The organism is Gilliamella sp. B3892 (assembly GCF_026536305.1).
GTDB lineage: Bacteria > Pseudomonadota > Gammaproteobacteria > Enterobacterales > Orbaceae > Gilliamella.
Genome location: NZ_JAFNOK010000010.1, coordinates 78874 through 104843, shown reverse-complemented (window position 1 = coordinate 104843; position 25970 = coordinate 78874). Strand labels below are relative to the sequence as shown.

The following is a 25970-nucleotide window of genomic DNA, read 5'->3' as shown; positions in this document are numbered from 1 at the left end:
GGATAGCGCCGTCCATTTGAGCCGCACCAGTGATCATGTTTTTAACATAGTCAGCATGTCCCGGACAGTCAACGTGTGCATAGTGGCGAGTTGGTGTGTCGTATTCAACGTGTGAAGTGTTGATGGTGATACCACGTGCTTTTTCTTCAGGTGCGTTATCGATTTGATCGAATGCACGAGCTTGACCGCCGAATTTTTTAGCAAGTACAGAAGTAATTGCAGCAGTTAAAGTTGTTTTACCGTGGTCAACGTGGCCGATTGTACCAACGTTAACGTGGGGTTTTGTACGTTCAAATTTTTCTTTAGACATTGATAGTCCCTCAAATGTAATACAAATCGGTGGCAATTCACCACATTAACCAAGTATTATATTTAATATCAATATAATACTAACTTAAAATTAGCTCTGAATGATAACAGATAAAGCTATCGAGTGACAAGCTTTAAAGCAGCCAAATTCGATATTTTTAGAAGTTTAGGAGATTAACAAGAATGGTGCTGATAGGCAGATTTGAACTGCCGACCTCACCCTTACCAAGGGTGCGCTCTACCAACTGAGCTATATCAGCAATTGGAGCGGGCAGCGGGAATCGAACCCGCATCATCAGCTTGGAAGGCTGAGGTAATAGCCATTATACGATGCCCGCATGTTCAAACTCGGCTACCTAAATGCTTCAATTAGCAATTGCTAATGTTAGATGATGGTGGTGGGGGAAGGATTCGAACCTTCGAAGTGTGACACGGCAGATTTACAGTCTGCTCCCTTTGGCCGCTCGGGAACCCCACCCCGAATCTTTTTTAAATTTGTCTACTTAGGAAAATGGTGCCGGCTGCCGGAATCGAACTGGCGACCTACTGATTACAAGTCAGTTGCTCTACCTACTGAGCTAAGCCGGCCTAAGTGCTGCGCATTATGTACTAGAACATTTAAGCTTGCAAGCAAAAAAAACAAATTTTATTTTGTTTGATTAAAAAAAAATCAAAAATATAAAAAAAACCTGAAATATAGACTATTTCAGGTTTTTATTTAATCACATTAATGATTTTAGATTATTTTTTCTTAGTGGCTTTTTTCTTCGGTGCCGCTACACCTTTAGCCGCAGTGTGAATAGCAACATCTTCACTGATATCACCATGGTCTTTATAAGCACGGCCATAATAAGTATCGAGAAGAATTTGTTTTAACTCTGCAATTAATGGATAACGAGGATTTGCCCCAGTACATTGGTCATCGAAAGCATCTACGGCAAGTTGGTCTACTTGTGCTAAGAAAGCTTTCTCATCAATACCAAACTCTTTAATAGAGAATGGAATTTCAAGATCTTTTCTAAGTTGATCTAACCAACCAATTAATTTTTCAACTTTCTTCTCGTCGTTATCCGTTGCGGCAGTTAAACATAGATGATCAGCAATTTCGGCATAACGTCTAACCGCTTGTGGGTAACCATATTGGCTGAAGGTACCTTGTTTAGTCGGTTTATCTGTTGCATTAAAGCGAACAACGTTACTAATTAACATTGCATTAGCCACACCATGCGGAATATGGAAAGCCGCACCAATTTTATGCGCCATTGAGTGACATACACCTAAGAATGATTGAGCAAATGCTACACCCGCTAATGTTGCTGCACTATGGACTTTCTCACGAGCGAGAGGGTTTTTAGCGCCATCTCGATAGCTCGCCGGTAAATAGGCTTTTAATAAGCTTAATGCTTGTAACGCTTGACCGTCAGAAAACTCACTTGCCATGATTGATACATAAGCTTCTAATGCATGGGTAACAGCATCATAACCACCTGCTGCACAAAGCGATTTTGGCATATTCATCACTAAATTAGCATCTACAATTGCCATATTAGGCGTAATAGCATAATCAGCTAATGGATATTTTTGACCAGTTGCATCGTCGGTTACCACCGCAAATGGTGTTACTTCAGAACCGGTACCGGATGTCGTTGTCACACAGATTAATTTAGCTTTTTTACCCATGTTAGGGAAATGACAAGTACGTTTACGAATATCCATAAAACGCAATGCTAATTCATCAAATTTAGTTTCCGGATGCTCATAAAGTACCCACATGATTTTAGCCGCATCCATTGGCGAACCACCACCTAAAGCAATAACCGTATCCGGTTGGAAAGCAGTCATTGATTCGGTACCTTTACGCACAACACTTAACGTTGGGTCTGCTTCAACATCAAAGAATGTTTCACAAATTACGCCATGTTCTTCAAGTTGGTCGGTAATTTGTTTAGAGTAACCATTGTTAAATAAGAATTTATCAGTGACTAAAAAGACGCGTTTAGCACCTTGCTCAATCACTTCATTTAAAGCAACTGGAAGTGATCCACGTTTAAAATAGATAGAACTTGGTAATTTATGCCATAACATGTTTTCTGCTCTCTTAGCGATTGTTTTCTTGTTGATTAAGTGTTTCGGACCGACATTCTCAGATACCGAGTTACCTCCCCAAGAACCACATCCTAGCGTTAAAGATGGCGCTAAATCAAAGTTATATAAATCACCAATACCACCATGAGCCGCAGGTTGATTGATCAAAATACGACATGTTTTCATTTTGCTGCCGAAGTAAGCAACACGATCACGATTGCTGTCTTGGTCAGTATAAAGCACAGAGGTGTGACCCATACCGCCCATTTCAACTAATTTTTCGGCCTTTTCAACCGCTTCAGTAAAGTCTTTTGCTCTAAACATTGCTAACGTTGGCGATAGTTTTTCATGCGCAAATGGTTCAGATAGATCAACTTTGCTCACTTCACCAACCAGTACTTTGGAGCCAGCAGGAACTTTGATTCCAGCCATTTCAGCAATTTTTGTTGCAGGCTGACCAACGATATTGGCATTTAATGCACCTTTATCATTTAAGATAATGCCTTGTACCGCTTTTGTTTCTTTAGCATTTAAAACATAAGCACCATACTGAGTTAATAAATCACGGACTTGATCATATACTGAATCAACAACAACGATTGCTTGTTCAGAAGCACAAATCATACCGTTATCAAACGTTTTAGACATTAATACAGACGCTACCGCACGTTTTAAATCAGCAGTTTCATCAATAATTACTGGTGTATTACCGGCACCCACACCTAAAGCAGGTTTTCCTGAGCTGTAGGCAGCTTTAACCATACCCGGACCACCTGTGGCCAAAATGGCTGCAACATCGTCATGATGCATAAGTGCATTAGATAATTCGATAGAAGGCTCATCAATCCAACCGATAATATCTTTTGGCGCACCAGCTTTAATTGCTGCATTTAATACAATTCGAGCTGCTTCAATGGTAGATTTTTTTGCGCGAGGGTGAGGGGAAAAGACAATTGCATTACGGGTTTTTAAACTAATTAATGATTTAAAAATTGCCGTTGAAGTTGGGTTAGTCGTTGGTACAATACCACAAATTATCCCTAAAGGTTCGGCTAAAGTGATTGTTCCATACGGTTCATTTTCAGCCACAACACCACAAGTCTTGTCATGTCGATATTTATTTAGAATGTACTCAGCAGCAAATAAGTTTTTGATGACTTTATCTTCTACAATCCCCATGCCTGATTCTTCAACTGCTTGTTGGGCTAAAGGGATTCGAGCTGCGGCTGCGGCTGTCGCTGCGGCGACGAAGATTTTGTCCACTTGCTCTTGAGTATAAGTTGAATAAGTTTCTTGTGCTTTTTTCACACGTACCATTAACTCATTTAACTCATTCATGTTGGTTACTGCCATAGATTTCTCCTTGAAATTAAAAAAATAAATCTGGATCGTTTGGCGTCTTCCTTGAATTTAATGCCTAAGCATAACAACAAAACGAAATTGACGTTATCGTAAATCAGTTTATTACTTTATACAATAAGATAATGCACAAAAAACGAATGTTTTTAGCCGAAAAATCATAGCTATTATTAAGTAACCCTATCGAGAAAATAAACTGACACTTTATACCGACGATATTCAAATACTAATTATATTAATCATGGACTTATCGTTTTCACGCAACACCGGCTAACCACTATCAAAAAAGCGCCACTCACATTATGCAAACTAAGATGACTTAGGCTTGCATAACTTATCTAATACATAACTTACTGCCACAAAACCAAAAGTCGCTGTCACGGTAGTAATAGCGCCAAATCCGGACTGACAATCCATTTTTTTGCTACCTTCAGCTTGGCTTTTAGTGGAACAAACCTGACCATTTTGAGCTGGATAAGTTAACTGCTCAGTCGAAAAGACACACGCAATGGCATACTTACCTTTGCTATCTTTATTGAGTTTATAATCATTTTTTAAGCGCTCACGCAATTTAGCCGCTAACGGGTCTTGAACGGTTTTGGCTAAATCAGCAATTTTAATTTTGGTCGGATCTTTTTGCCCGCCTGCGCCACCAATGGTGATAACTTTTAATTTATTTCGCTTGCAGTGCGCTAAAAGCGCAGCTTTATCACGCACGCTATCAATGGCATCAATAATAAAGTTGAAGCGAGGATTTTGTTTCGACCCTAAATAATTTGCAACATTATCCGGACTGATAAAATCATCGATGACATTGACGATGCATTGAGGATTGATCTGTAAAATTCGTTCAGCCATAACAGCAGTTTTAGCTTTACCAATATTGGTATTTAACGCATGAATTTGCCGATTAGTATTGGTGATACACACATCATCCATATCAATTAAGGTAATTTGCCCAATACCACTACGGGCAAGGGATTCGGCCACCCATGACCCAACACCACCAATACCAATGACACAAATATGAGCTTGTGAAAATTGCGTTAATGCCGCTTCACCATAAAGTCTTGCAATACCGCTAAAACGTTGAAAGTAGGATTCTGATTTCATAATTGATTATCGAAGGTGCTTATCGTTAAACACCCAACACTCCAAAAACTTGTTTACCAATAATAAAGATAATTTGCTTTGCTAACTAATTTATACATAAATAATGTCGATATATTCGTTTTCAAGGATTCAAGTTGCAATATATGCTTTGCAAGGCACTTTAAATTTACATCCCGATGATGCGCAACCAGTGGGATATTATTTGTCATTAATTGTATTCGTTTCAATTATTTGTTTTTCCTAAAATATCGCTGGTTAATTATGCTTAAAAAAGAGGAAAAGCAAATGCGCAAACCTAAAAAATTACTCAACGATCCTAACAATGTCAGGCAAGAAGTGATGCAAGGCTTAGTATATGGATATAATGGCAAACTCACTGCAATTCCAAACTACTTTGCCGTTTATGGTAATCACATCACAGATGATCAAGTTGTGGTTATTTCCGGTGGCGGTAGCGGTCACGAGCCAACTTTTGCCGGCTTTATCGGTGAAGGTAGCATTGACGGCTGTGCACTTGGCGAAGTGTTTACCTCGCCCTCGCCTGATCAAATAATCGAAGTGACCAAAGCCACTCATCAAGGTCATGGCGCACTATTTTTATATGGTAACTATTCCGGGGACGGGATGAATTTTGATATTGCTGCCGAAATTTTAGCCGAAGAAAATATTACCACCAAAACCATTCGCGCAACCGATGATATTGCTTCTGCTCCGCTTTCTAAAATCTCAGATCGTCGGGGCGTTGCCGGTATTATGTTTCTTTATAAAATAGCCGGTGCAGCGGCGCAATTGGAAAAATATGATCTTGACCAGCTTTATCAAGTCGTAGCAAAAGCCAATAATAACGTACGCACTATCGGTGTAGCGCTCAATGGTTGTGCTTTGCCTCAGTCGAATAACTTTAACTTTGAACTGGCAGATAACGAAATTGAAATTGGTATCGGTATTCATGGTGAAGCCGGTTTACGCCGTCAAACAATGACCTCCACCGACGATGTGGTTAAAGAGATGATAGATAGATTGTGTGACGATTTACCTTTTGTGCGAGCCGATCGGGTATGCGTACTGATTAATAACTTAGGTGCGATGAGTAATACCGAACTTTTAATTATTGCCAGAAAAGTTGGTATTGAACTCAATTCACGAGGCATAATCAGCCATGATATTGCCATTGGCCATTTTTGTACCTCATTGGAAATGTCCGGCTTTTCGATCACCTTAATGAGATTAGATCAGCAGTTACAACACCTTTATGACTTACCTTGCCAAACCTTAGGATGGAGAAAATAGAATGAACTTGTCACAACTACGTAAAATGATGTTATTTGTCGCCGAAAAAATGGTGGAAAGTGAGCCAACATTAACCGCTTTAGATCAAATTGTTGGCGACGGCGATCATGGTATTGGTATGAAGCGAGGATTTGCGACATTAATAGTACTGTTACAACATGATCAGTTTAAGCCAAATGATATTGGTGATTTTTTCAATCAAGTTGGTACAAAATTAATGACCAGTATGGGCGGGGCTTCCGGCGCAATATTTGGCACTTTATTTAGAGCTGGCGGTAAAAGTATTACTGGTGAGGCAGAATTTAATACCAGCACATTAGCAACACTACTTAATCAAGGTTGGCAAGCTGTCTATCAACGAGGCAATGCTAAACCGGGTGATAAGACCATGGTTGATGCTTTAGCGACTGCGGCAACCAGCGCAAATGAATTATGCCAATTACCCTTGAAAGAGGCGTTACCTAAAATTGCCCAATCAGCAATGGAAGGCGCAGAGCAAACCAAACAGATGATAGCGGTATTTGGTCGAGCTAAAAACTTAGGTGAACGTGCTATTGGTCATATGGATCCGGGCGCTGTTTCAATGGCTTATATTTTAAAATATATGAATGAATATATTCAGATCTCTTAAAAAATAAATCCGCTAACAGTGTTGGCGGATTTATTAACTTATTTGTTTCTGTCATTTAAGCGTGACTTTTCCTCTCTTTCATTATCCATCTACCCTATTGTTTAAATTTTATTTGGGAAGGATATGCCCAACTTTGTAACTCTTGTGGCGGGAATCCACCCGGATCTTTACCACCATTAATCAACAATGCGTGATAATAAATCTCTGCCATTTCTTCAATGTAGGCCGCTTTTAATACCGCTTCATAAGGATCTTTATCCACCGCAATGGCGCCATGTTTTTCCATTAAAATGGCATCGGCTCGCTTAATTGGCTCAATGACACTAGTTGACAGTTCCGGCGTACCAGGGCGACCATATGGCGCAACCGGAATTACGCTGTCTTTTAAATTCAAAATAGCACACTCATAAACAACTGCCGGAATGGGCTTTGCTAATACCGCAAATGCCGTTGCAAAAATTGAGTGGGTGTGTGAAACGGCAAACACATCCGGACGAGCCTTATAAATTTCCAAATGCATCAAACATTCACTAGTCGGTCTTAATCCGGATTGCGCTTCAATCACATTAGCATCTAGATCCATAACCACAATATCACGTGCGGTTAATAGCTGTTTATCAATGGTTGTTGGGGTAACTAGCACATAGCCGGTCTGTTTGTCCCGAACACTTGAATTACCTGCTTTATGTTTACAAAGTCCCCATTCACTAGATTTCTTAGCCATATCGACAACATATTGTTTTTGAATCTCTAACATTTTAACACTCCTTTTTAGGCAAAATATTCATTGATAGCGGGCAAATAATTCCCAAATTTCTTGATTATTTTTGGCTTGGCGTAAATGGGTTGAACCGTCATGAAGTTCTAATAACTCATTTAATTGCGCCAATGCTTTAAGATGTTTTTGTGGATTGTTGGTCGCTAGCACTACAATTAAATCGGCTTGCATATAGCCACCAATATCGATTTTGTCGGGTAACCTAAGTAGCGACATGGCAACTTGATTGACACCATCATCAATACCGGCATGCGCAATAATTAACCCTTCAACCAGCATAATGTAGGGCTGTTCAAATTGGATTTTATTGATCATTCGTTCCAGATAATAACGTTCAATAAATTGCCCGTTTAATAGTGGTTTAGCCGCTAATTCCAGCGCCTGTTGCCATGAGATATCGGCTGTTTGGGCAAGGTAGATATGCTCTTTTTGCATTAAATCCGCCAGCGAAGGGATCTCTTGTTGGTTGATTCGTAGCGGATTGTCATTGAGTTCATCATTATACAGGTAGGCGGTAAGCTCTTTTTGTAGCGCCTTTCTGTCTTTTATATGGGTGAACTTTTCGACAATTAACATCAGTTCTTCAACTTGGATAATGCTTGGGTCAATCCCTTGTAATGTGCCAATAACTTGGTTACGCAATGCGTTTTTATGCAAATTATTCAACGAAGGGTTAACGATAAAGAGCAGTTTATCGGTGGATAAATGGGAGGTTGAAAAAACAATGTCATAATAGTGTTTATACTTTTCAAACTCTCGTTTAGACATGGCATCAGAAAAGTGAAGTTCCGGAAGCAACACCTGTAAAGTCAAATATAAGTAAGTAGAGACTGTGGCGCTATTTTCACAAACAACTATGGCAATTTTCTTTGTTTTAATTTGGTTAATTAGCCCTTCTCGTGTTAACCAGCCGCCTAATAAAACGGTAATAAACGCCACTTCCTCATCCGGCATATTACAATGCAGTATTTTTTCAAATGGCGCTATGGCTTTACGTACCATTTCATGTAAATGCCCGAACTCTTGCAAAACAATATCGTAAACACTGTTGATGTTGGTGATATGGTAACGGATGCGATAATAGGCCGGTTTCCAGTGTTGATAAATACGTTCAATTAATTCACTTTTGTCCTGAAAGGTAATACAGCTGATCTGTTCAAAATTATCGATAACTTCAACTGCACTCTCTAATAACACGGCATCGAGATGAAAATATTTGTCTGATAATGTTTGGATATTGGAACTTTGTACCAATACCGTTAAAAAAATCTGCTCATTCAGATCGGTAATGCCAAAGCGTTCAATTAATTTTTTCATTAATTGAAAATCACGACTGTTTGCTACATCGGTATAGTTTTCCGGCAATAACTCTATTTTTTTGTTGGTTTCAATTCGGTGTAGCATAAAACCAATAAAATAGGTTAATTCTTGCAGTTGTTCATCGGTAAAAACAATTTTTAATTTTCGTTCAATTTCACTAAACACTTGTCCGACTTGTTCTAATCGGCCTTGAGTAATAATCTTATTGTGCCGAAAAATTTTATCGGCTATTGGCATATTAATGATGCGATGAATTAACTTTAATAATAAATAGCGCTTATTAATTTCTGTGCCAACAATGCGATAACCATTTTCACGATCATAAGTTACCTGCATATGGTATTGATCGAGCAGGGTTTGCACTTTTTTAATGTCATTAATCACCGTATTTTGGCTAACGGTCAGCGCTGAGGAGAGATGAATTAATGACAAGCGCTCAGTTCTGGTTAATAAAAAAAATAGCAGCAGATGTACTCTTTCATCTTCTGAATAGATATATCGACCAATAGAAAGCGAGACGGGTTCGTCTCTAAAGGTTTCAATCACGACTTTAGGAATGCTAAATTTTCCGGTTTTAAATCGTTTAATTAATTCAAGATTTGATGACTCAAGAAAATCATTAATCTTTTTTAAGGTATAACTAAGCTGTTTACGGGTTAACCCAAATTTATTTTGCAGCTCTACGCCACTGACACTTGGATTTTGAATTAATGCATTTAAAACAGCATGAATTCTTTTATCAACAACCATATAATTATTAGCCTCTTGCTCGTTATCTGATGATAACGAGCATTACCATCAGTTTGTACTAATTACCTGTTTACAAATAGTCCAGTTTTACTCATCTATTTTCAGATCAACACTATCTTGTTGTGCCTCTTTTTTGAGTTCACGTGCATAAAAGAAATAGCCAGTGCACCAATAAATAGCCAATATCAATGGAACAAAATAGCCTTGTAAACATTGCCATATAAATGAAAATGCATAAGTAAAGACAGGTGCATCAATAGAGCTGTTAGAAATAAGTTGGTTGTTTGGAATATCAATCGCCTTAGTGGCTAAGCCTAAATCGGTAATAATTGGCGCAAATTGCGTTCCGACAAACAGAAAAAATGGCACACCGATGATAGCTAAAATCACCATTCTTAATGTATTGCCTTTGGTTAAAATATAAGCTGGCACAACCAGTGCGATATTAATAATGCCGGCAAATGGTAAGATTTTATTGCCGGGTAAAATTACTGCCCAAATTAAGGTGATAGGAATGGCGACAATTAAAGTAAACCAGATTTCACTTGCTCCACCCATAAACGGCCAATCAAGACCAACAAACAGTTTACGACCGGCAAAGCGTTTATTCATATAATCGCTGATCGCTTCGGATATCGGGGATAGCGCCTGCATAAATAATTTTGAGATCATCGGGAACAGCATTAAAGCGGTCGCCGCTTGTACTCCTAGCATTAAAATGGCCGCCACATCATAACCAGCAATAATCCCAAAAATGACACCTAATAAAAATCCGATTACGTGATTTTCAGCAAATACCCCTAGTTTAGAACGCAAGGTTGCTGCATCCATTGGCTTATTCAAAGCGGGGATTTTGCGTAGTAGAAGATCAAAAGGATAATAAATAGCACTGAAAAATAGCATTCGGTGCGTACAAGTTACGCCCGGAATACCGGTTAACTTTTCGATTCGATGCTGATTAATATCACCGGAATTGAGCTCTAAAATAATTTGCAACGTTGCAACAACAAAAGCCAATATCAGCGCAATTATTCCGCCCACAAGTGGCGTTGCTACGGCAACAACAATAAAGGCAGTAAAAATTTTACCCCATACATTCCATAAATCAGCATTAAACGTATCGGTCTTTTTCAATACCAACATTAAGATATTGACGCCTACTTGCAGTGGAAACATTAAAAAAGCATATGGCCAAGCCCACGAAACATTTGCCATTGTTGTCCAACCACCGTCAACAATACTAAGCTCAATACCAGTTCGCTCCATCATGGTTTGTGCAGCAGCGCCTATTGCGCCAACCATAAAACCAATCAGCATACTCATTCCAACAAACGCAACACCTAGCGTAATGGCAGCCGATGCCCCGTCTCGAAATTTCATACGGACAATTAAGCCGGCAATAAGCATAATGATAGGCACAAATACCGGCGCCCCTAAATTCAAAATATAATTTATAACTGTTCCAAGAAAGTCCATAATTACACTCCTATTTGCAGGCATCGATAATTTTTTGCAGTTCTGCATCCATATTTATTCCGGTTAAAAAAGCAATGCCATTAATAACCGGGATAGGATATGTTTTCTCAATTTTGGTAATGGCAATGTATGCCGCACTGTTTTTAATGTGAGAATCAACCGACTTAAGATCGACAACTTCCACTTTAATATCATTAAGATTTCTCTCTTTTAATAAGCGTGTCACCTTACTTGCAACCGTTTGTGATGTGGCCACTCCACTCCCACATGCAACAATAACCTTTTTCATAATGCCTCCTTATAAATGGATATTTGACGTCAATAAGTTAAAAACTTCATGTTCTGTTTTTGCCTGATATAGCGCCTCTAAAAAACATGAATTTACCAAGCAGGACATCAATTTTTGTAATAAATCAATATGTCCATCTTTTTGGTTAAATCCCAATAGAAAGATAAAATTAGCATCTAAAACATGATCATTATTTGCCATTTCACACCAAGGGATTGTTCCTTTCACTCGAGTAAAGAAAATGAATGGTCTAATAACATGTTCGATATCGGTATGTGGCATTGCCACCACATAAGGTTTGGTCGGTAAAGCGGTCGGAAATAAAGACTCTCGGTGTTTAATCGCTTCTAAGAATGTTGGATTAACATAACCACCACGTTGTAGAATTGAAAAAGTAAAATCAAAAAATTGATTTGAATTTTGGAAGTCTCTATCTAACACAATCAGATCGTTACAAAACAGCTGGTTATTAGATTCATTTTCCATTTCATCCTCCATCATTATGTCGTTAGTCATTTTTAAATCGGGCTGATTTTGATGACTAACTCATACAGTAATTATTTGATGTCATTGATTTTAGGAAATTAAAACAGCGCAGACTATTGGATTTGATACCAAAAAATATCCATAAAATTGCACATCATAGGGATAAAAGTTATCGCTAAAAAAATGCGGGAAATATCTGAAAATAGTTATACCAAGTTAGATAGTTAGATAGTTAGATAGTTAGATAGTTAGATAGTTAGGCAATTGTGATTCTGCTATTAGCAATTTAATAGACAGAATCACAATAAGTATTGAAGGTTATTTAATTTTTGAAAGAGTGAATTGGTGCCGGAATTCGTCCGCCACGATGAATGAAATCAAATGAACTGAATTTACTCAACGGCATCACAGGAGCATGACCGAGTAATCCACCAAACTCAATATTATCACCCACCTTTAATCCCGCAGCCGGAATAATCCGCACGGCAGTGGTTTTGTGGTTAATGACACCGATTGCCGCTTCATCAGCAATAATAGCAGAAATCGTTTCAGCGGAGGTATCACCCGGTATGGCTATCATATCAAGACCAACTGAACACACACAGGTCATGGCTTCGAGTTTTTCCAGATTAAGTGCCCCGCAATTAACCGCATCAATCATGCCGGCATCTTCGGAAACGGGTATAAAGGCGCCACTTAAACCACCAACATGACCACACGCCATTACGCCGCCTTTTTTAACGGCATCATTTAACATTGCCAAAGCTGCCGTTGTGCCATGTGTGCCGACAACTTCCAGTCCCATTTCTTCTAAAATATGCGCAACCGAATCACCAATTGCCGGCGTCGGTGCGAGCGATAAATCTACGATACCAAATTTCACACCTAAGCGCTCTGATGCTTCTTTTCCAACTAATTGCCCCATACGGGTAATTTTAAAAGCAGTTTTTTTAATCGTTTCGGCAACCACATCAAAAGGTTGACCTTTTACTTTCTCAAGCGCACGTTTAACAACGCCCGGTCCACTAACGCCGACATTGATCACACAATCGGCTTCACCAACACCATGAAATGCGCCAGCCATAAAAGGGTTGTCTTCAACGGCATTGGCAAATACAACTAATTTTGCACATGCCATACTGCTATTATCAGCGGTTAATTCCGCCGCTTGTTTGATAATTTGCCCCATTTGCTTAACCGCATCCATATTGATACCGGTTTGAGTTGAGCCAACATTGACCGATGCACACACTCGCTCAGTTTCAGCCAGCGCTTGCGGAATGGATTTAATTAAAATCTCATCCCCTTTGTGATAGCCTTTTTGTACTAAGGCAGAAAACCCACCAATAAAATTAACACCAACGGCTTTCGCTGCACTATCAAGGGTTTTAGCAAAGGCAACATAATCTTTATCATCACTGGCGCCGGCAATTAAAGATATTGGCGTGACGGAAATACGTTTATTGATAATAGGGATGCCAAATTCGGAAGTGATTTGATCCCCAACTTTGACAAGATCTTTAGCTAATGTCGTTATTTTGTCATAAATTTTTTGGCGAGCTTTCTCACCATTACTATCGATACAATCAAGGAGAGAAATACCCATGGTTATTGTGCGGATATCAAGTTTTTCTTCCTCAATCATTTTAATTGTTTCGAGGATCTGTTTTGTTTCCATTAGTCCTATCCTTAAGTAAGAAATGTAGAATTAGAATTGAAATTACAAACGATGCATAGCATCGAAAATCTCTTCTCGCTGAATATTTACTTTTACCTTGAGTCTGTCGCCTGTTTGCGTTAGCGAAGTTTTAACTTCATCAAACGAGACTTTTATTTTGGATAAATCAAGCAACATAATCATGGTAAAATATTCATCCATGATCGTCTGGCTCACATCTAAGATATTGATATCTAATTCAAACAGCTTTTGACTAATTCCCGCAATTATTCCGGTTTGGTCTTTTCCAATGACAGTTAAGATCGTTTTCATCACATACTCCGCACAAAATTCACACAATTAAAAGATATTTATCGAGTTGGTTATAATAACATCTTCAAAAATTATCGAAATAGGAGTAGATTGTTTTTTTCAACAAAAATAAAAATATCATTAGAATAAACTGAAAGGGCGAAGTTATGATAAATTTCCAAAAATCCAATAAATTGGATCATGTCTGTTACGACATTCGTGGACCTATCTTAGATCATGCAAAACGACTTGAAGAAGAAGGTCAAACTATCCTTAAACTCAATATTGGAAATCCCGCCCCTTTTGGTTTTGCCGCCCCTGATGAATTATTGGTTGATGTCATTCGTAATTTACCTTCTGCGCAAGGATATTGCGATTCAAAAGGGCTTTACTCAGCTCGTAAAGCCATTATGCAACACTATCAAGCCAGAGGAATTACCAATTTAGATATTGAAGATATCTATATCGGCAATGGTGTGTCGGAACTGATTGTGCAATCGATGCAAGCACTACTTAATAGCGGAGATGAAGTTTTAGTGCCTATGCCTGATTACCCATTATGGACAGCGGCAATTAGTTTATCCGGTGGCAATGCCGTTCACTATTTATGTGACGAAGAGGCCAACTGGTCACCGGATTTAGAGGATATAAAACGAAAAATCACCCCCAAAACCAAAGGGATTGTGATCATTAATCCTAATAATCCAACCGGCGCAGTTTATAGCAAAGAAGTGTTACTTGAGATTGCCGAAATTGCTCGCCAACATAATTTGCTTATTTTTGCAGACGAGATTTACGATAAGATTTTATATGATGATGCCGTGCATCATTCGATTGCCGCCCTTGCTCCTGACTTATTTGTTGTTACCATGAGCGGCTTATCAAAAACCTATCGAGTAGCAGGCTTCAGACAAGGTTGGATGGCGCTTTGTGGACCTAAACAGCATGTAAAAGGCTATATTGAAGGATTAAATATGCTCGCCTCGATGCGTTTATGCGCCAATGTGCCATTACAACATGCTATTCAAGGTGCACTGGGTGGGTATCAAAGTATAAATGAATTTATTGTGCCGGGCGGTCGTTTATATGATCAATGTATGTTAGCTTGGCGGTTGTTAAATGAGATTCCGGGCGTTTCATGCACCAGACCACAAGGCGCGTTATACCTGTTTCCAAAGCTGGATCAACAAAAGTTTAATATTCACAATGACCAAAAATTAGTATTAGACTTTTTATTACAAGAAAAAGTATTGTTAGTGCAAGGCAGTGGCTTTAATTGGCACAAACCCGATCATGTAAGAATTGTTGCACTGCCACATACCGGTGATCTTGAAGATGCCATTAACCGCTTTGGTAACTTTTTATCTCGCTATAAACAATAAAAAGGTTGCTATGAGTTCCCCCCGCCTAATGCTGGGGATATTTACTTGACTAAATTATAATTTATAAAACGATATCTGTATCTTCTTTACAAAAAAGCGCCAAATATGGCGCTTTTATACATTCCTAAAAAAGAATTATTTTTTCGATTTAGCAATTCTATTACGGATGTTATCAATACGATCTTGATTAGACGGATGGGTACTTAAAATCGAAGCGTTACCACCACCTAATTTTTCAAACGCAGTTGCTAGACCAATTGGGTTAATTTTTCTTTCAGTTAAATAATCAAATGAAAAATTATCAGCATCTTTCTCTTGTTTTTGTGAGAATTGTGAATTAACTACAGCTGCAGCTAAAGCACCAATTTCTGATTGAGAGATTGCTGCTACAGTTGAATTTCCTGAAGATGATGCTGCTTCAAGAGCAATTTCTGTTGCATAAGCAACTTGTAATGCTTTTTTACTATGACCTAAAGCAACGTGACCTAATTCGTGACCTAATACGCCTTGAATTTCGTTATCAGTCATTTTATCCATTAAACCACTGTATACACGCACACAACCGTTAGCCATTGCCCATGCATTTACATCTTTAGTGATATAAACTTTGTAGTTGATTGGCGTACCGTTTACGTTGTTACCTAGTGCTTTAACAATTTTATTTAAACGTTTGGTATAAGCGCTTTTAGCTGGTGCGATTTTAGCTTTCGCATCCATTTGGGCGCAACCTTTTTGGCTCAATGTTCTGACATCATCATCACTAAGTGTTGCTGCGCTTAAACCTTTCATGCCGAGACTAGCGATACTGTCAGCACTCATAGACTTACAGCCAACTAGTGACATTGCTGCTACTAAAGGAAGTGCTACAAGCAATGTTTTTTGATGTGTTTTCATAACCTTATCCTTATATTGTTGTAAATTACATTTGTCTAACTTTAAGTTAGATTTGCAGAATTTTAACGTAATTGTCATAATAATCAACAAATAATTACTTGAATAGTCACAATTTGAGATTTAGACTAATGCCTCTTTTTTTGAGGTACCGACAATGCAACTATCCGATTTTGATTTCACCCTGCCCAAAGAGCTGATTGCCAAACACCCTGCAACAACCAGAAGTGCGTGTCGCCTTTTATCGCTTGATAGTTATACTGGTCAAATTGAAGATAAGGTATTTACGGATATCACGGATATGATTAATGCCGGTGATTTACTTATTTTTAATAACACCAAAGTGATTCCTGCACGCATATATGGCAAAAAGGCATCTGGCGGAAAAATCGAAATATTGATAGAAAGAATTTTAGATGACAACCGTGCGCTCGCCCATGTTAAAGCATCAAAATCGCCTAAAGCGGGAGCACAATTAATCTTAGGGGAAGATGAATCTGTTGGCGTCACCATGCTTGCAAGACATGATGCTCTATTTGAATTGCAATTTCCTGATGATGTTCTATCAATTTTAAACAAAATTGGACATATTCCATTACCGCCGTATATTGATCGTCCTGATGAAGAACAAGATCGCACAGTTTATCAAACGGTTTACAACAAAGTGCCCGGAGCCGTTGCAGCACCAACCGCTGGACTGCACTTTGATGAGCCATTGCTTGAAAAGTTAAAGCAAAAAGGCGTAGAGATGCAATTTGTCACTTTACATGTCGGTGCTGGCACCTTCCAACCGGTAAGAGTTGAAAATATTGAAACTCATGTTATGCATTCAGAGTATGCCGAAGTGCCTGAATCGGTTGTTAATGCGGTATTGGCTTGTAAAGCAAGAGGCAATAAAGTGATTGCAGTCGGTACAACATCTGTTCGAGCCTTAGAAAGCGCAGCGCTAAAAACCGGTCAAATCGCCCCATTTTTCGCTGACACCCAAATCTTTATTTATCCGGGCTATAAGTTTAATGTCATCGATTCACTTATTACTAACTTTCATCTACCCGAATCGACTTTAATTATGCTTGTTTCAGCATTTGCCGGATACCAAAATACCATGCACGCCTATCAACACGCCGTTGACCAGCAGTACCGTTTCTTTAGTTATGGCGATGCTATGTTCATCCATGCAAGCAATAATAAATCGTGATGCGCAGCACTAAGTAAATAGCCAATAGTCTCAATTCGAATAAGACACGTTGGCTATTTAGATAACTTTTCTATCAGCTTACTTAGCGTTTAACTTATTGACAATATTACTTATCCGTTTTGATCTTGAAGGATGAGTCGTTGATCCGGTTACTGAATGAAACGGGATCTTTAAAAGCATATTCACTAAACCTTGCGGATCTATATTTTCATTTACTAATAGCTGTAAAGCATAATTATCCGCTTCGATCTCGTGCTGTTGAGCCGTCTCTTCTTTTGTGAGAATGACCAGCTCATTGGCTTTATTGGTAAACTCAATATAGGGCGCCTGACGAATTAAACTAATGGTATGCTTAAGGGCAACATGCGCTTGTTCATGCGCCAAAACAGCTTGCAACTCGTTATCATCTAACAATTTCATTAACCCACTGTTCACCCGGATGCAACCATTAGCTGTTGACCATGCATTAGGCTGAGTGTCGATATAAACCTTGTAATTTAATGCAATATTGTTGGCTTTTTGCGGTAAGGTCTTAGCCACTGCGTTTAACCGTTTAGTTAACTTGTGATTATCTGCCGCTATAATAGCGCGGTCATCTATCTCAATACACGCTAGTGTAGTTATCGCAAACAGATCATTTTCAGATAATGCCTTAATTTGTTCGGCAGTAATAATCTTAGGCAATTTAGTTTGATCAGTTTGGCATCCAAACAAAAAAAACGTCAATAAAGATAAAAATAGTAAAATTATTGGTTTCAAAAGTGTCTAATTCCTTTCAAATATTGTTTATTCAACCTAAGCACGATAAACTACGCACCGCAAAATAATACGATAACGTATTATATCAATAATTAGCGCCAAACTGTTTATTTGGTCGCAAGAGGTTAACACAAAAAAATGAAATTTGAACTCGATAATACTGACGGCTTAGCTCGCCGTGGACGAATGAAGTTCGATCGCCGTGGCGTCGAATATACTGTTGAAACACCCGCATTTATGCCTGTTGGTACCTATGGCACCGTTAAAGGGATGACGCCTGAAGAAGTTGCTGCAACCGGCGCACAAATCCTATTGGGTAATACTTTCCATTTATGGCTAAGACCCGGACAAGAGATTATGCGTAAACATGGTGACTTGCATGATTTTATGCAGTGGCATGGTCCAATTTTAACCGATTCGGGCGGATTCCAAGTGTTTAGCCTTGGTGATATTCGCAAAATTAAAGAAGAAGGGGTCTATTTCCGCAACCCAATTAATGGTGATTCAATCTTTTTATCGCCTGAAATTTCAATGGAAATTCAATATGATCTTGGTTCTGATATCGTCATGATTTTTGATGAATGTGCACCGTTTCCTGCCGAGTGGGACTATGTCAAAAAATCAATGGAAATGTCCCTACGCTGGGCAAAACGTAGTCGCCAACGTTTTGATGAATTAGGCAATAAAAATGCCTTATTTGGTATAGTACAAGGCGGTATACATCAAGAATTACGTGATATCTCTATTAAAGGATTAACCGAAATTGGTTTTGACGGCTATGCCGTTGGTGGATTAGCAGTTGGCGAACCTAAAGCCGATATGCATCGTATCTTAGAAGGCACCTGTCCACAGTTACCTGCTGATAAACCACGTTATTTAATGGGTGTAGGCAAGCCCGAAGATTTAGTAGAAGGCGTTCGTCGTGGTATTGATATGTTTGATTGCGTGATGCCAACTCGTAATGCACGTAACGGGCATCTGTTTGTCACTAATGGGGTCATTAAAATTCGTAATGCCAAATATAAAGATGACACAACCCCGCTCGATCCTGAGTGTGATTGTTATACCTGTAAAAATTACACGAAATCGTATCTTCATCATTTAGATAAATGTGGAGAAATATTAGGGGCACGGCTCAATACCATTCATAATTTACGTTATTATCAACGCTTAATGGCTGAAATTCGTGAAGCGGTTGCTAATCAACGTTACGAAGAATTTGTTGCTGAGTTTTACCAAAGAATCGGCAAAACCCCCGCCCCTTTCATAAAATAAAAAATTATCATCATAATTTTTAGGGGTAACTATTGACACATCGAGGTTAGCGCAGTATTATGCGCATCCTAACGGCGAGTAGCGCAGCTTGGTAGCGCAACTGGTTTGGGACCAGTGGGTCGGAGGTTCGAATCCTCTCTCGCCGACCAATTTTATATAAAAAGCCTGCTCATTGAGTAGGCTTTTTTGCTATCCGCTTCAGTTTAGAGGATGAGAACCGACGGAGGTTCGAGCCGAGCGCAGCGAGACAACGTTGCTTTAGCAACGGCCCGAAGGGCGAGCATGAAATGCGAGTAATCCTCTCTCGCCGACCAATTTTATATAAAAAAGCCTGCTCATTGAGTAGGCTTTTTTATTTCTGGGGTTTGATAATAAAATTTATCCCATTAATTCTCTTTTTCATTTAACATATATTTTAAATAGCGATAAACTTCACTCTAGCTTGAATCATCAGCTCTAATTGGAGTAATGTAGGTTCGATCAAATCCGTTTTGTTATTTAATTTATGTAATATTAAAGTCTCCATATATCCTCCAATTTGTTTGAAAATAATGTGACAGTCGTTAATGGCGAAAAGCCCACTTCACTAAATTAATTGTTATTTCCATTTTTTCTTTTTTAAATACTCTTTTGGGCTTTCTAACCATGATATTGGAAAAGTATAAATAATTAGAAAAATATATGCTGATAATAAAAGAGGACCATAATCTGGATTAGAACGAACGATACGTTCAAGTTCACATGCAATTATTATTTGAACAGCTAAAGCAACATAATTGAAAACCAACATAATGCGCCTTTGCCATTTCAAACGTTTATTATAGTGATAATCACTTATTGTATATTTTCTAAAGCGATAAGAAATCATAATAGGCATAATTGAGAAAAAGTAATACGTAATGTAAATCAATATAATCATGTGTGTTATTCCTTTTACTTAATAGATCCGTCTTGAATATGGACATCAAAATATTGCCGATATGTAGTACCATCCAGGTGTGCACAATGAATAATTAGGTTGGTCATCTACATTATTTAACATACTTCACTAAATTTATTCTTATTTCCATTTTTTCTTTTTTAAATACTCTTTTGGACTTTCTAAGCAGGATATTGAAAAAAAATTATAAATAATTATAAACATAAATCCCGATAATAAAAGAGGATAATAATCTTGATTAGAACGAACTAAAATTTTAAGTTTACATACAATTATAATTTGAACAGCTAAAGCAATATAATGTAAAACCAACATAATGCGCCTTTGCCATGTCAAACGTTTATTATAATGATAATCACTTATTGTATATTTTCTAAAACGATAAGAAATGATAATAGGTAAAATTGAGAAAAAGTAATACGTAATGTAAATCAATATAATCATTTGTGTTATTCCTTTTACTTAATAGATCCGTCTTGAATATTGGCAACAAAACATTGTCAATATGTCCCCCCCTAGTGCGTGCACTATGAATAATTAGGTGGGTCATCTACATCAGATTTTTAACCTGTAATCCTTTTACTATTGCACAGCTATCTACAATATTCTCTATATTATCAATCTCTTCTGGATTTTAAGTATATAGATTCACCTCATCAAGCTCATTATTTTAAAAAAATATTTTTGCTTTGTTCATAAATTTTACTTAAATACATAACATCACTTAATATTTCACAACTTAACAACTATTTATCTTTATATGAAAAAAGCCTGCTCATTGAGTAGGCTTTTATATTTCTGGGGTTTGATAATAAAATTTATCCCATTAATTCTCTTTTTTATTTAACATATATTTTAAATAGCGATAAACCTCACTCTATGTTCAATGCAAACTATTTTGTTATTTAATCTATGTAACATTAAAGTCGGCGTATATTCTCCAATTTGTTTGGAAAGTAATGCAATCGTTGTTAATAGTGGAAAGCTAACTTCACTAAATTCATTATTATTTCCATTTTTTCTTTTTTAAATACTCTTTTGGGCTTTCTAACCAGGATATTGAAAAAAAATTATAAATAATTAGAAATATAAATCCCGATAATAAAAGAGGATAATAATCTTGATTAGAACGAACTATAATTTTAAGTTTACATACAATTATAATTTGAACAGCTAAAGCAATATAATGGAAAATCAACATAATGCGCCTTTGCCATTTCAAACGTTTATTATAATGATAATCACTTATTGTATATTTTCTAAAATGATAAGAAATGATAATAGGCAAAATTGAGAAAAAGTAATACGCAATATAAATCAATATAATCATCTGTGTAATTCCTTTTACTCCATGGAACCTTCTTCAATATGCCCATCAAAATATTGCCGATATGTAGTACCATCCAAGCGCGTGCACAATGAATAATTAGACTGGTCATCTATATCAGATTCTCGACCTGTAATCCGCACTACTATTGCACAATTATCTACAATTTTCTCTATATTATCAATCTGTTCTGGATTTGAAATATATAGATTTGTATCACCATTCTCTTTATCTTTAACTAATATATTTTCAGCCTCTTGATAAATTTCATATAAAGATAAACTATCACTCATTATTTCAGAACTTAACAACCATTTATTCATCTGTCTATATGCTTGTGTCAAATCCTTTCTACCATAATGAAATAATTTGAATTTTGCTGGATTAGTACGATTGTACTGATTAATTGCAAAACTTTTATCAATTTTAGGAACTAATTTAAGTTTACCATGTACGGATAGACCTATATCAACTAAATCATACGCCAAAGAACCTGCCTCTTTAGACATTCCCAATCTTACCGCAGCATCTTGATACACTGATTTTATAAAACCATCCTCATCGGTTATCCCTTCATAAATACTATTAGCTCCATGCGCTGCTATATATGAGCCAAGTATAAAACCCACACCAGTTGTGCACATTGCAATCCCAGTCACCATCAAGCCTGCACCACCTAAAACATTTAGTCCCCTAAGAGCCCAATGAATACTTTGATCCAATAAGCTCTTTTCTTCAGATTTTATCGCTTCCGAGCCTTGTTCATAACTCATAGCTCCGCTTTCGACTTGATTTACAATGTTTGAGGCAAAATTATCAATATCATCAATAAAATCTTGTTTTATATCATCATGGTAAAGATGTTTTTCACAAACTTCATGCGCACAATTAAGTAAATTTTGAGCGTCAAGACGAATCTTTGTTTTATCTTCATTTGATGCTACTAATGATTTAATTTGTGTGTGAATATCATTTTGCGCAATTGTTGAAAACGCATTATTAATAGGATTTGACTTATTTGTATAATAGGAGGCTGTTACATCAACAAATATCAGACTTTTGGTTGCAATAATTCGATTAACACCGATAGGACGACATCCACATGCAATAATACACCCATCATAAGCAGCTGGTTTGCCTTCAACGATTAGTTTATCAGTCGCCTCAATAATTTTTCCAGAACCTTTACACTTAGGGCATGAAGCATAATCCCCTAAACATGCTATAGCGTCGATATGGTTAAAACCTAGAACTGATGACGAAATAACTTTACCACCGGTTGTTGTATCATCACCTATTACAGCAATTTTTTTACTCATTATAATATTTTCATTTAACAAACTTCGAACAAATAATACTATATCAAATGAATTAAAAAACAAACTAAAAAACTTTATTTATGCGATTTTATAGCAGAATAAATTATTATAACTGATTGAAAGATTAGGCAATATCTTATTTGCAACACCTCTTTATACATAATTTTACACCTTGGTATGAAGAAAAAGTTTTAATCTGTAAAATAAAATACTTATTGTTTAATAGTTTGATTTATGTCACGTATAGTAATTAGTAACGTTAACCTTATTATCTACTAGTAATTTATTCAAAAACCGTGAAATGAATTTAAGTATGGTTAGTAATCAAGAGCCGATTGTTTAAGCTGTTTTTTAATCATTATTATCGATATAATATTTGTACTTTAAAAAAATATTTTTTATCCATTTACTAAAAATGTTATCTGTATCACAAAACAGATAAATTTTATATTAACTTTGATAGCGCTATCACATTTCTATTATTTTTTCATTTCTATTATTTTTTCATTTCTATTATTTTTTCATTTCTATTATTATGCAGATTGTGCAATATGTTGATTAGAACATACTATAATTTTAAGTTTACATACAATTATAATTTGAACAGCTAAAGCAACATAATTGAAAACCAACATAATGCGCCTTTGCCATTTCAACTTTTTATTATAGTGATAATCACTTATTGTATATTTTCTAAAGCGATAAGAAATCATAATAGGCATAATTGAGAAAAAGTAATACGCAATGTAAATCAATATAATCATGTGTGTTATTCCTTTTACTTAATAGTTCCGTCTTGAATATGGACATCAAAATATTGCTGATAATTTATCTTTATATAAAAAAAGCCTGCTCATTGAGTAGGCTTTTTTATTATCTCTTTTATTATTTTTTATTACAAACTGGCTCGTGATTTTATGATCGGTAAAAACTCCGTGCTTTCTGATTTAATTGGCTCCCCATTTTTTAATTTATTTAGCAATAACGCCGCCGTGTATTCGCCAATTTGTTTAGACGGTAACGCAACAGTGGTTAACGGCGGAAAGCAGACTTCACTAAACTCATTATCACCAAAACCGCTGACTGCCAATTGATAAGGAACTCGAATATGTCGCCGTTGACACTCATATAGCACACCGCAAGCTAATTCATCGGTGGTACAAATTAACGCATCAACCTCAGACCAGTTTAACAAAATATCGGCAAGCAACTGTGCGCCGGTACTAAAGTTCGCTGGTTTGGCGGCATGAATGATACGATGAGTCGGCAAGTGATAATTAAGCATCGCTTTATGCCAACCATGTAAACGCTGTTGAAATAGATGATATTGCTGATTTGCACAAAGTAAGGCAATATTTCGATACCCTTTATTAATCACATGCTCTGTTAATTTATACATCGCTAAACTATCATCATAGCCAACATCGACATCGATTGATTCATCATATTTTTTACCGATATTCATTACGGTGATTGTTTTATTTTGAACAATTTTTTTTATCAGATCATCATTTTCAACATAAAACAGCAAGACAGCTTCAAGATTATGGCTATAAAGCGTCTCTAATAATTGGGACTCTTGTTTATGATAATGATAAGATTCAATGATAAGCGTGGTATACCCCTCTTTAGCTAACTGTGTCTGTAGCGAATCAAGCAATATTCTTACGGAATAATCATAAATTCGAGTGGTAATAACGGCAATCACTCGATTGGCGCTGGCTGATGCTAATAAACTGGCGGCGACATTCGGCTTGTAGCCCAATGTCTCAACAGCTAATTGAATTTTATGTCGAAGCTTATCTGATACCCTTTCCGGCGTGCGTAAAGCCCGAGAGACCGTCATTGTTCCCACGCCAGCATATTTAGCAACATCAAATAAAGTAATCTGCCCTGTATTTCGACGTTTTTTAGTATCCTGCATCTTTCATCCCGATTGAATTTGATTTATATATTCATTTACGCATACAATTTTTGCTGTAAAGATAGTAAAAAACAGAAGATTACTCAATAATCATCTACAATGCATCAAGCAGTTTATAGCTAAATTATGACTTTTTTCTAATTCTAGTATGTCAAAGCGGAATAGTTTAGAATTAATACATTAAAAATGTTATCTATGTCACACAATCGAAAAAAAATTTTCTAACTTTGATAGCGCTATCACATTTCTGACAATTTTTGATTTCTATTATTACTTAATATGATAATTTTCTAACCGATTATCAAAATGATTAACGGTCTTAATGGAGGTAAAATGTTAGGTACATGGTTAACTAATGAAACAGTCAATGTTGTTGATTCAGTCGAAGATTGGCAAGAAGCGATAACACTTTGTGCTGAGCCATTATTAAAGAATAAAACAATTACATCAGATTATATTAAGGCTATTTTTGAACTACACAAATCAATAGGTCCTTATTATGTTTTGGCACCCGGAATTGCAATGCCTCATGCAAGACCAGAACAAGGCGTAAACCAATTAAGCCTATCGATGTTATTGGTTAAACAAGGCGTTAAATTTAATTCAGAAGAAAACGATCCAGTCTATTTAATCACTCTATTAGCCGCTAACGATAGTACCAGCCATATCGAAATGTTAACTCAATTGGCGGCACTGTTTGGCGAATCTGACGATATCCAGAAAATTTTCAATGCACAAAATCGTGATGAAATTTTGGCGGTTATCAAACAATATTAATTTCCAACGTATAAGTAAAAGGATAAACAATATGAAAATTATGGCAGTTTGTGGCTCAGGCCTTGGTAGTAGTTTTATGGTTGAAATGAATATCAAAAAAGTCCTCAAAAAACTTAATATTGATGCAGAAGTGACCCATGCAGATCTTGCTTCGGCAACGCCAGATCAAGCAGACCTGTTTGTGATGACAAAAGATCTTGCCGCCAGCTCCGGTATTCCAGCCGATAAATTAGTTGTACTAAATAATATTATTGATATCAACGATTTGGAAGCAAAACTCGTTGAACATTTCGCTAAGCAATGATCAAATCATGAGGTGTTGC

At 37.0% G+C, this 25970-nt stretch carries 22 protein-coding genes, 5 tRNA genes and 1 other RNA gene; 9 read left to right on the top strand and 19 right to left on the bottom strand.

Annotated features, from left to right (window positions below; all coding sequences use genetic code 11):
• The 7 genes from J3U74_RS10190 to tcdA all read right to left on the bottom strand — a co-directional run.
• Positions 1–310, bottom strand: a 310-nt coding sequence (locus J3U74_RS10190; RefSeq protein ID WP_267337976.1) for a GTP-binding protein, incomplete at its 3' end; no start/stop codon positions are given.
• Positions 311–493: 183 nt separating this feature from the next.
• Positions 494–569 (bottom strand) — tRNA-Thr (locus tag J3U74_RS10185).
• Between the two features lie 3 nt (positions 570–572).
• Positions 573–647: transfer RNA gene (locus tag J3U74_RS10180), tRNA-Gly, on the bottom strand.
• Between the two features lie 55 nt (positions 648–702).
• A tRNA-Tyr gene (locus J3U74_RS10175) sits at positions 703–787 on the bottom strand.
• Between the two features lie 34 nt (positions 788–821).
• Positions 822–897 (bottom strand) — tRNA-Thr (locus J3U74_RS10170).
• Positions 898–1050: 153 nt separating this feature from the next.
• Positions 1051–3747, bottom strand: a complete 2697-nt coding sequence (adhE, locus tag J3U74_RS10165; RefSeq protein ID WP_220218840.1) for a bifunctional acetaldehyde-CoA/alcohol dehydrogenase — start codon at positions 3745–3747, stop codon at positions 1051–1053.
• Between the two features lie 315 nt (positions 3748–4062).
• On the bottom strand, positions 4063–4866 hold the full coding sequence (gene tcdA, locus J3U74_RS10160) for a tRNA cyclic N6-threonylcarbamoyladenosine(37) synthase TcdA (RefSeq protein ID WP_267328978.1): 804 nt from the start codon (positions 4864–4866) through the stop codon (positions 4063–4065).
• A gap of 285 nt (positions 4867–5151) precedes the next feature.
• Between tcdA and J3U74_RS10155 the strand changes: the two genes are divergently transcribed.
• Both J3U74_RS10155 and dhaL read left to right on the top strand, forming a co-directional pair.
• Positions 5152–6156 (top strand): dihydroxyacetone kinase subunit DhaK, encoded by a 1005-nt coding sequence (locus J3U74_RS10155; protein ID WP_267328979.1) that lies wholly within the window; start codon positions 5152–5154, stop codon positions 6154–6156.
• A 1-nt stretch (position 6157) separates the two neighbouring features.
• Entirely contained in the window at positions 6158–6787 is a 630-nt protein-coding gene (dhaL, locus tag J3U74_RS10150; RefSeq protein ID WP_267328980.1) for a dihydroxyacetone kinase subunit DhaL, read from the top strand.
• 94 nt (positions 6788–6881) lie between these two features.
• Here the strand turns inward: dhaL and J3U74_RS10145 are convergent, their stop codons facing one another.
• The 7 genes from J3U74_RS10145 to J3U74_RS10115 all read right to left on the bottom strand — a co-directional run bounded on the left by J3U74_RS10145 (position 6882) and on the right by J3U74_RS10115 (position 13876).
• Complete coding sequence (locus J3U74_RS10145; protein WP_267328981.1) at positions 6882–7544, bottom strand: class II aldolase/adducin family protein; 663 nt, start codon at positions 7542–7544, stop codon at positions 6882–6884.
• Between the two features lie 27 nt (positions 7545–7571).
• Positions 7572–9635, bottom strand: coding sequence for a BglG family transcription antiterminator (locus J3U74_RS10140; RefSeq protein ID WP_065562055.1), 2064 nt, complete (start codon positions 9633–9635; stop codon positions 7572–7574).
• An 87-nt stretch (positions 9636–9722) separates the two neighbouring features.
• Positions 9723–11111, bottom strand: a complete 1389-nt coding sequence (locus J3U74_RS10135) for a PTS galactitol transporter subunit IIC (protein WP_220218835.1) — start codon at positions 11109–11111, stop codon at positions 9723–9725.
• A 10-nt stretch (positions 11112–11121) separates the two neighbouring features.
• Positions 11122–11400, bottom strand: coding sequence for a PTS sugar transporter subunit IIB (locus J3U74_RS10130; protein ID WP_220218834.1), 279 nt, complete (start codon positions 11398–11400; stop codon positions 11122–11124).
• 9 nt (positions 11401–11409) lie between these two features.
• The gene (locus J3U74_RS10125) at positions 11410–11886 is read right to left on the bottom strand and encodes a PTS sugar transporter subunit IIA (RefSeq protein ID WP_267328982.1); all 477 of its coding nucleotides are present in this window, start codon (positions 11884–11886) and stop codon (positions 11410–11412) included.
• A gap of 322 nt (positions 11887–12208) precedes the next feature.
• Complete coding sequence (locus J3U74_RS10120; protein ID WP_267328983.1) at positions 12209–13564, bottom strand: PFL family protein; 1356 nt, start codon at positions 13562–13564, stop codon at positions 12209–12211.
• 42 nt (positions 13565–13606) lie between these two features.
• Positions 13607–13876 carry an ACT domain-containing protein gene (locus J3U74_RS10115; RefSeq protein ID WP_065562050.1) on the bottom strand — a complete coding sequence of 90 codons (270 nt, stop codon included), beginning with the start codon at positions 13874–13876 and terminating at the stop codon, positions 13607–13609.
• 146 nt (positions 13877–14022) lie between these two features.
• Between J3U74_RS10115 and J3U74_RS10110 the strand changes: the two genes are divergently transcribed.
• Positions 14023–15237 carry a pyridoxal phosphate-dependent aminotransferase gene (locus tag J3U74_RS10110; RefSeq protein ID WP_220218832.1) on the top strand — a complete coding sequence of 405 codons (1215 nt, stop codon included), beginning with the start codon at positions 14023–14025 and terminating at the stop codon, positions 15235–15237.
• Between the two features lie 135 nt (positions 15238–15372).
• Here the strand turns inward: J3U74_RS10110 and J3U74_RS10105 are convergent, their stop codons facing one another.
• Positions 15373–16131 carry a M48 family metallopeptidase gene (locus J3U74_RS10105; protein WP_267328984.1) on the bottom strand — a complete coding sequence of 253 codons (759 nt, stop codon included), beginning with the start codon at positions 16129–16131 and terminating at the stop codon, positions 15373–15375.
• Positions 16132–16285: 154 nt separating this feature from the next.
• Here J3U74_RS10105 and queA point away from each other — a divergent pair, with 154 nt between their 5' ends.
• Positions 16286–17326: a tRNA preQ1(34) S-adenosylmethionine ribosyltransferase-isomerase QueA gene (gene queA / locus J3U74_RS10100; protein ID WP_267328985.1), complete on the top strand. Its 1041-nt coding sequence runs from the start codon at positions 16286–16288 to the stop codon at positions 17324–17326.
• Between the two features lie 78 nt (positions 17327–17404).
• Here queA and J3U74_RS10095 read toward each other — a convergent pair whose 3' ends face one another.
• Positions 17405–18085 (bottom strand): M48 family metalloprotease, encoded by a 681-nt coding sequence (locus tag J3U74_RS10095; protein WP_267328986.1) that lies wholly within the window; start codon positions 18083–18085, stop codon positions 17405–17407.
• 138 nt (positions 18086–18223) lie between these two features.
• Between J3U74_RS10095 and tgt the strand changes: the two genes are divergently transcribed.
• The 3 genes from tgt to J3U74_RS10080 all read left to right on the top strand — a co-directional run bounded on the left by tgt (position 18224) and on the right by J3U74_RS10080 (position 19674).
• Positions 18224–19360 carry a tRNA guanosine(34) transglycosylase Tgt gene (tgt, locus tag J3U74_RS10090; protein ID WP_267328987.1) on the top strand — a complete coding sequence of 379 codons (1137 nt, stop codon included), beginning with the start codon at positions 18224–18226 and terminating at the stop codon, positions 19358–19360.
• A gap of 72 nt (positions 19361–19432) precedes the next feature.
• A tRNA-Pro gene (locus J3U74_RS10085) sits at positions 19433–19509 on the top strand.
• Between the two features lie 40 nt (positions 19510–19549).
• Positions 19550–19674, top strand: a non-coding RNA gene (locus J3U74_RS10080) — RtT sRNA.
• A gap of 284 nt (positions 19675–19958) precedes the next feature.
• Here J3U74_RS10080 and J3U74_RS10075 read toward each other — a convergent pair.
• The 3 genes from J3U74_RS10075 to J3U74_RS10065 all read right to left on the bottom strand — a co-directional run bounded on the left by J3U74_RS10075 (position 19959) and on the right by J3U74_RS10065 (position 24870).
• Positions 19959–20279, bottom strand: a complete 321-nt coding sequence (locus tag J3U74_RS10075) for a hypothetical protein (RefSeq protein ID WP_267337975.1) — start codon at positions 20277–20279, stop codon at positions 19959–19961.
• 1365 nt (positions 20280–21644) lie between these two features.
• Positions 21645–22946: a DUF4225 domain-containing protein gene (locus tag J3U74_RS10070; RefSeq protein WP_267328926.1), complete on the bottom strand. Its 1302-nt coding sequence runs from the start codon at positions 22944–22946 to the stop codon at positions 21645–21647.
• Between the two features lie 895 nt (positions 22947–23841).
• The gene (locus J3U74_RS10065) at positions 23842–24870 is read right to left on the bottom strand and encodes a LacI family DNA-binding transcriptional regulator (protein ID WP_267329295.1); all 1029 of its coding nucleotides are present in this window, start codon (positions 24868–24870) and stop codon (positions 23842–23844) included.
• A 333-nt stretch (positions 24871–25203) separates the two neighbouring features.
• On the opposite strand from J3U74_RS10065, the gene J3U74_RS10060 reads away from it, so the two are divergent.
• Both J3U74_RS10060 and J3U74_RS10055 read left to right on the top strand, forming a co-directional pair.
• A complete protein-coding gene (locus tag J3U74_RS10060) occupies positions 25204–25647 on the top strand; it encodes a PTS sugar transporter subunit IIA (protein ID WP_267329296.1) in 444 nt (147 codons plus the stop codon).
• Between the two features lie 31 nt (positions 25648–25678).
• Positions 25679–25951 carry a PTS sugar transporter subunit IIB gene (locus tag J3U74_RS10055; protein WP_220218824.1) on the top strand — a complete coding sequence of 91 codons (273 nt, stop codon included), beginning with the start codon at positions 25679–25681 and terminating at the stop codon, positions 25949–25951.
• The last annotated feature ends 19 nt before the right edge of the window (positions 25952–25970 follow it).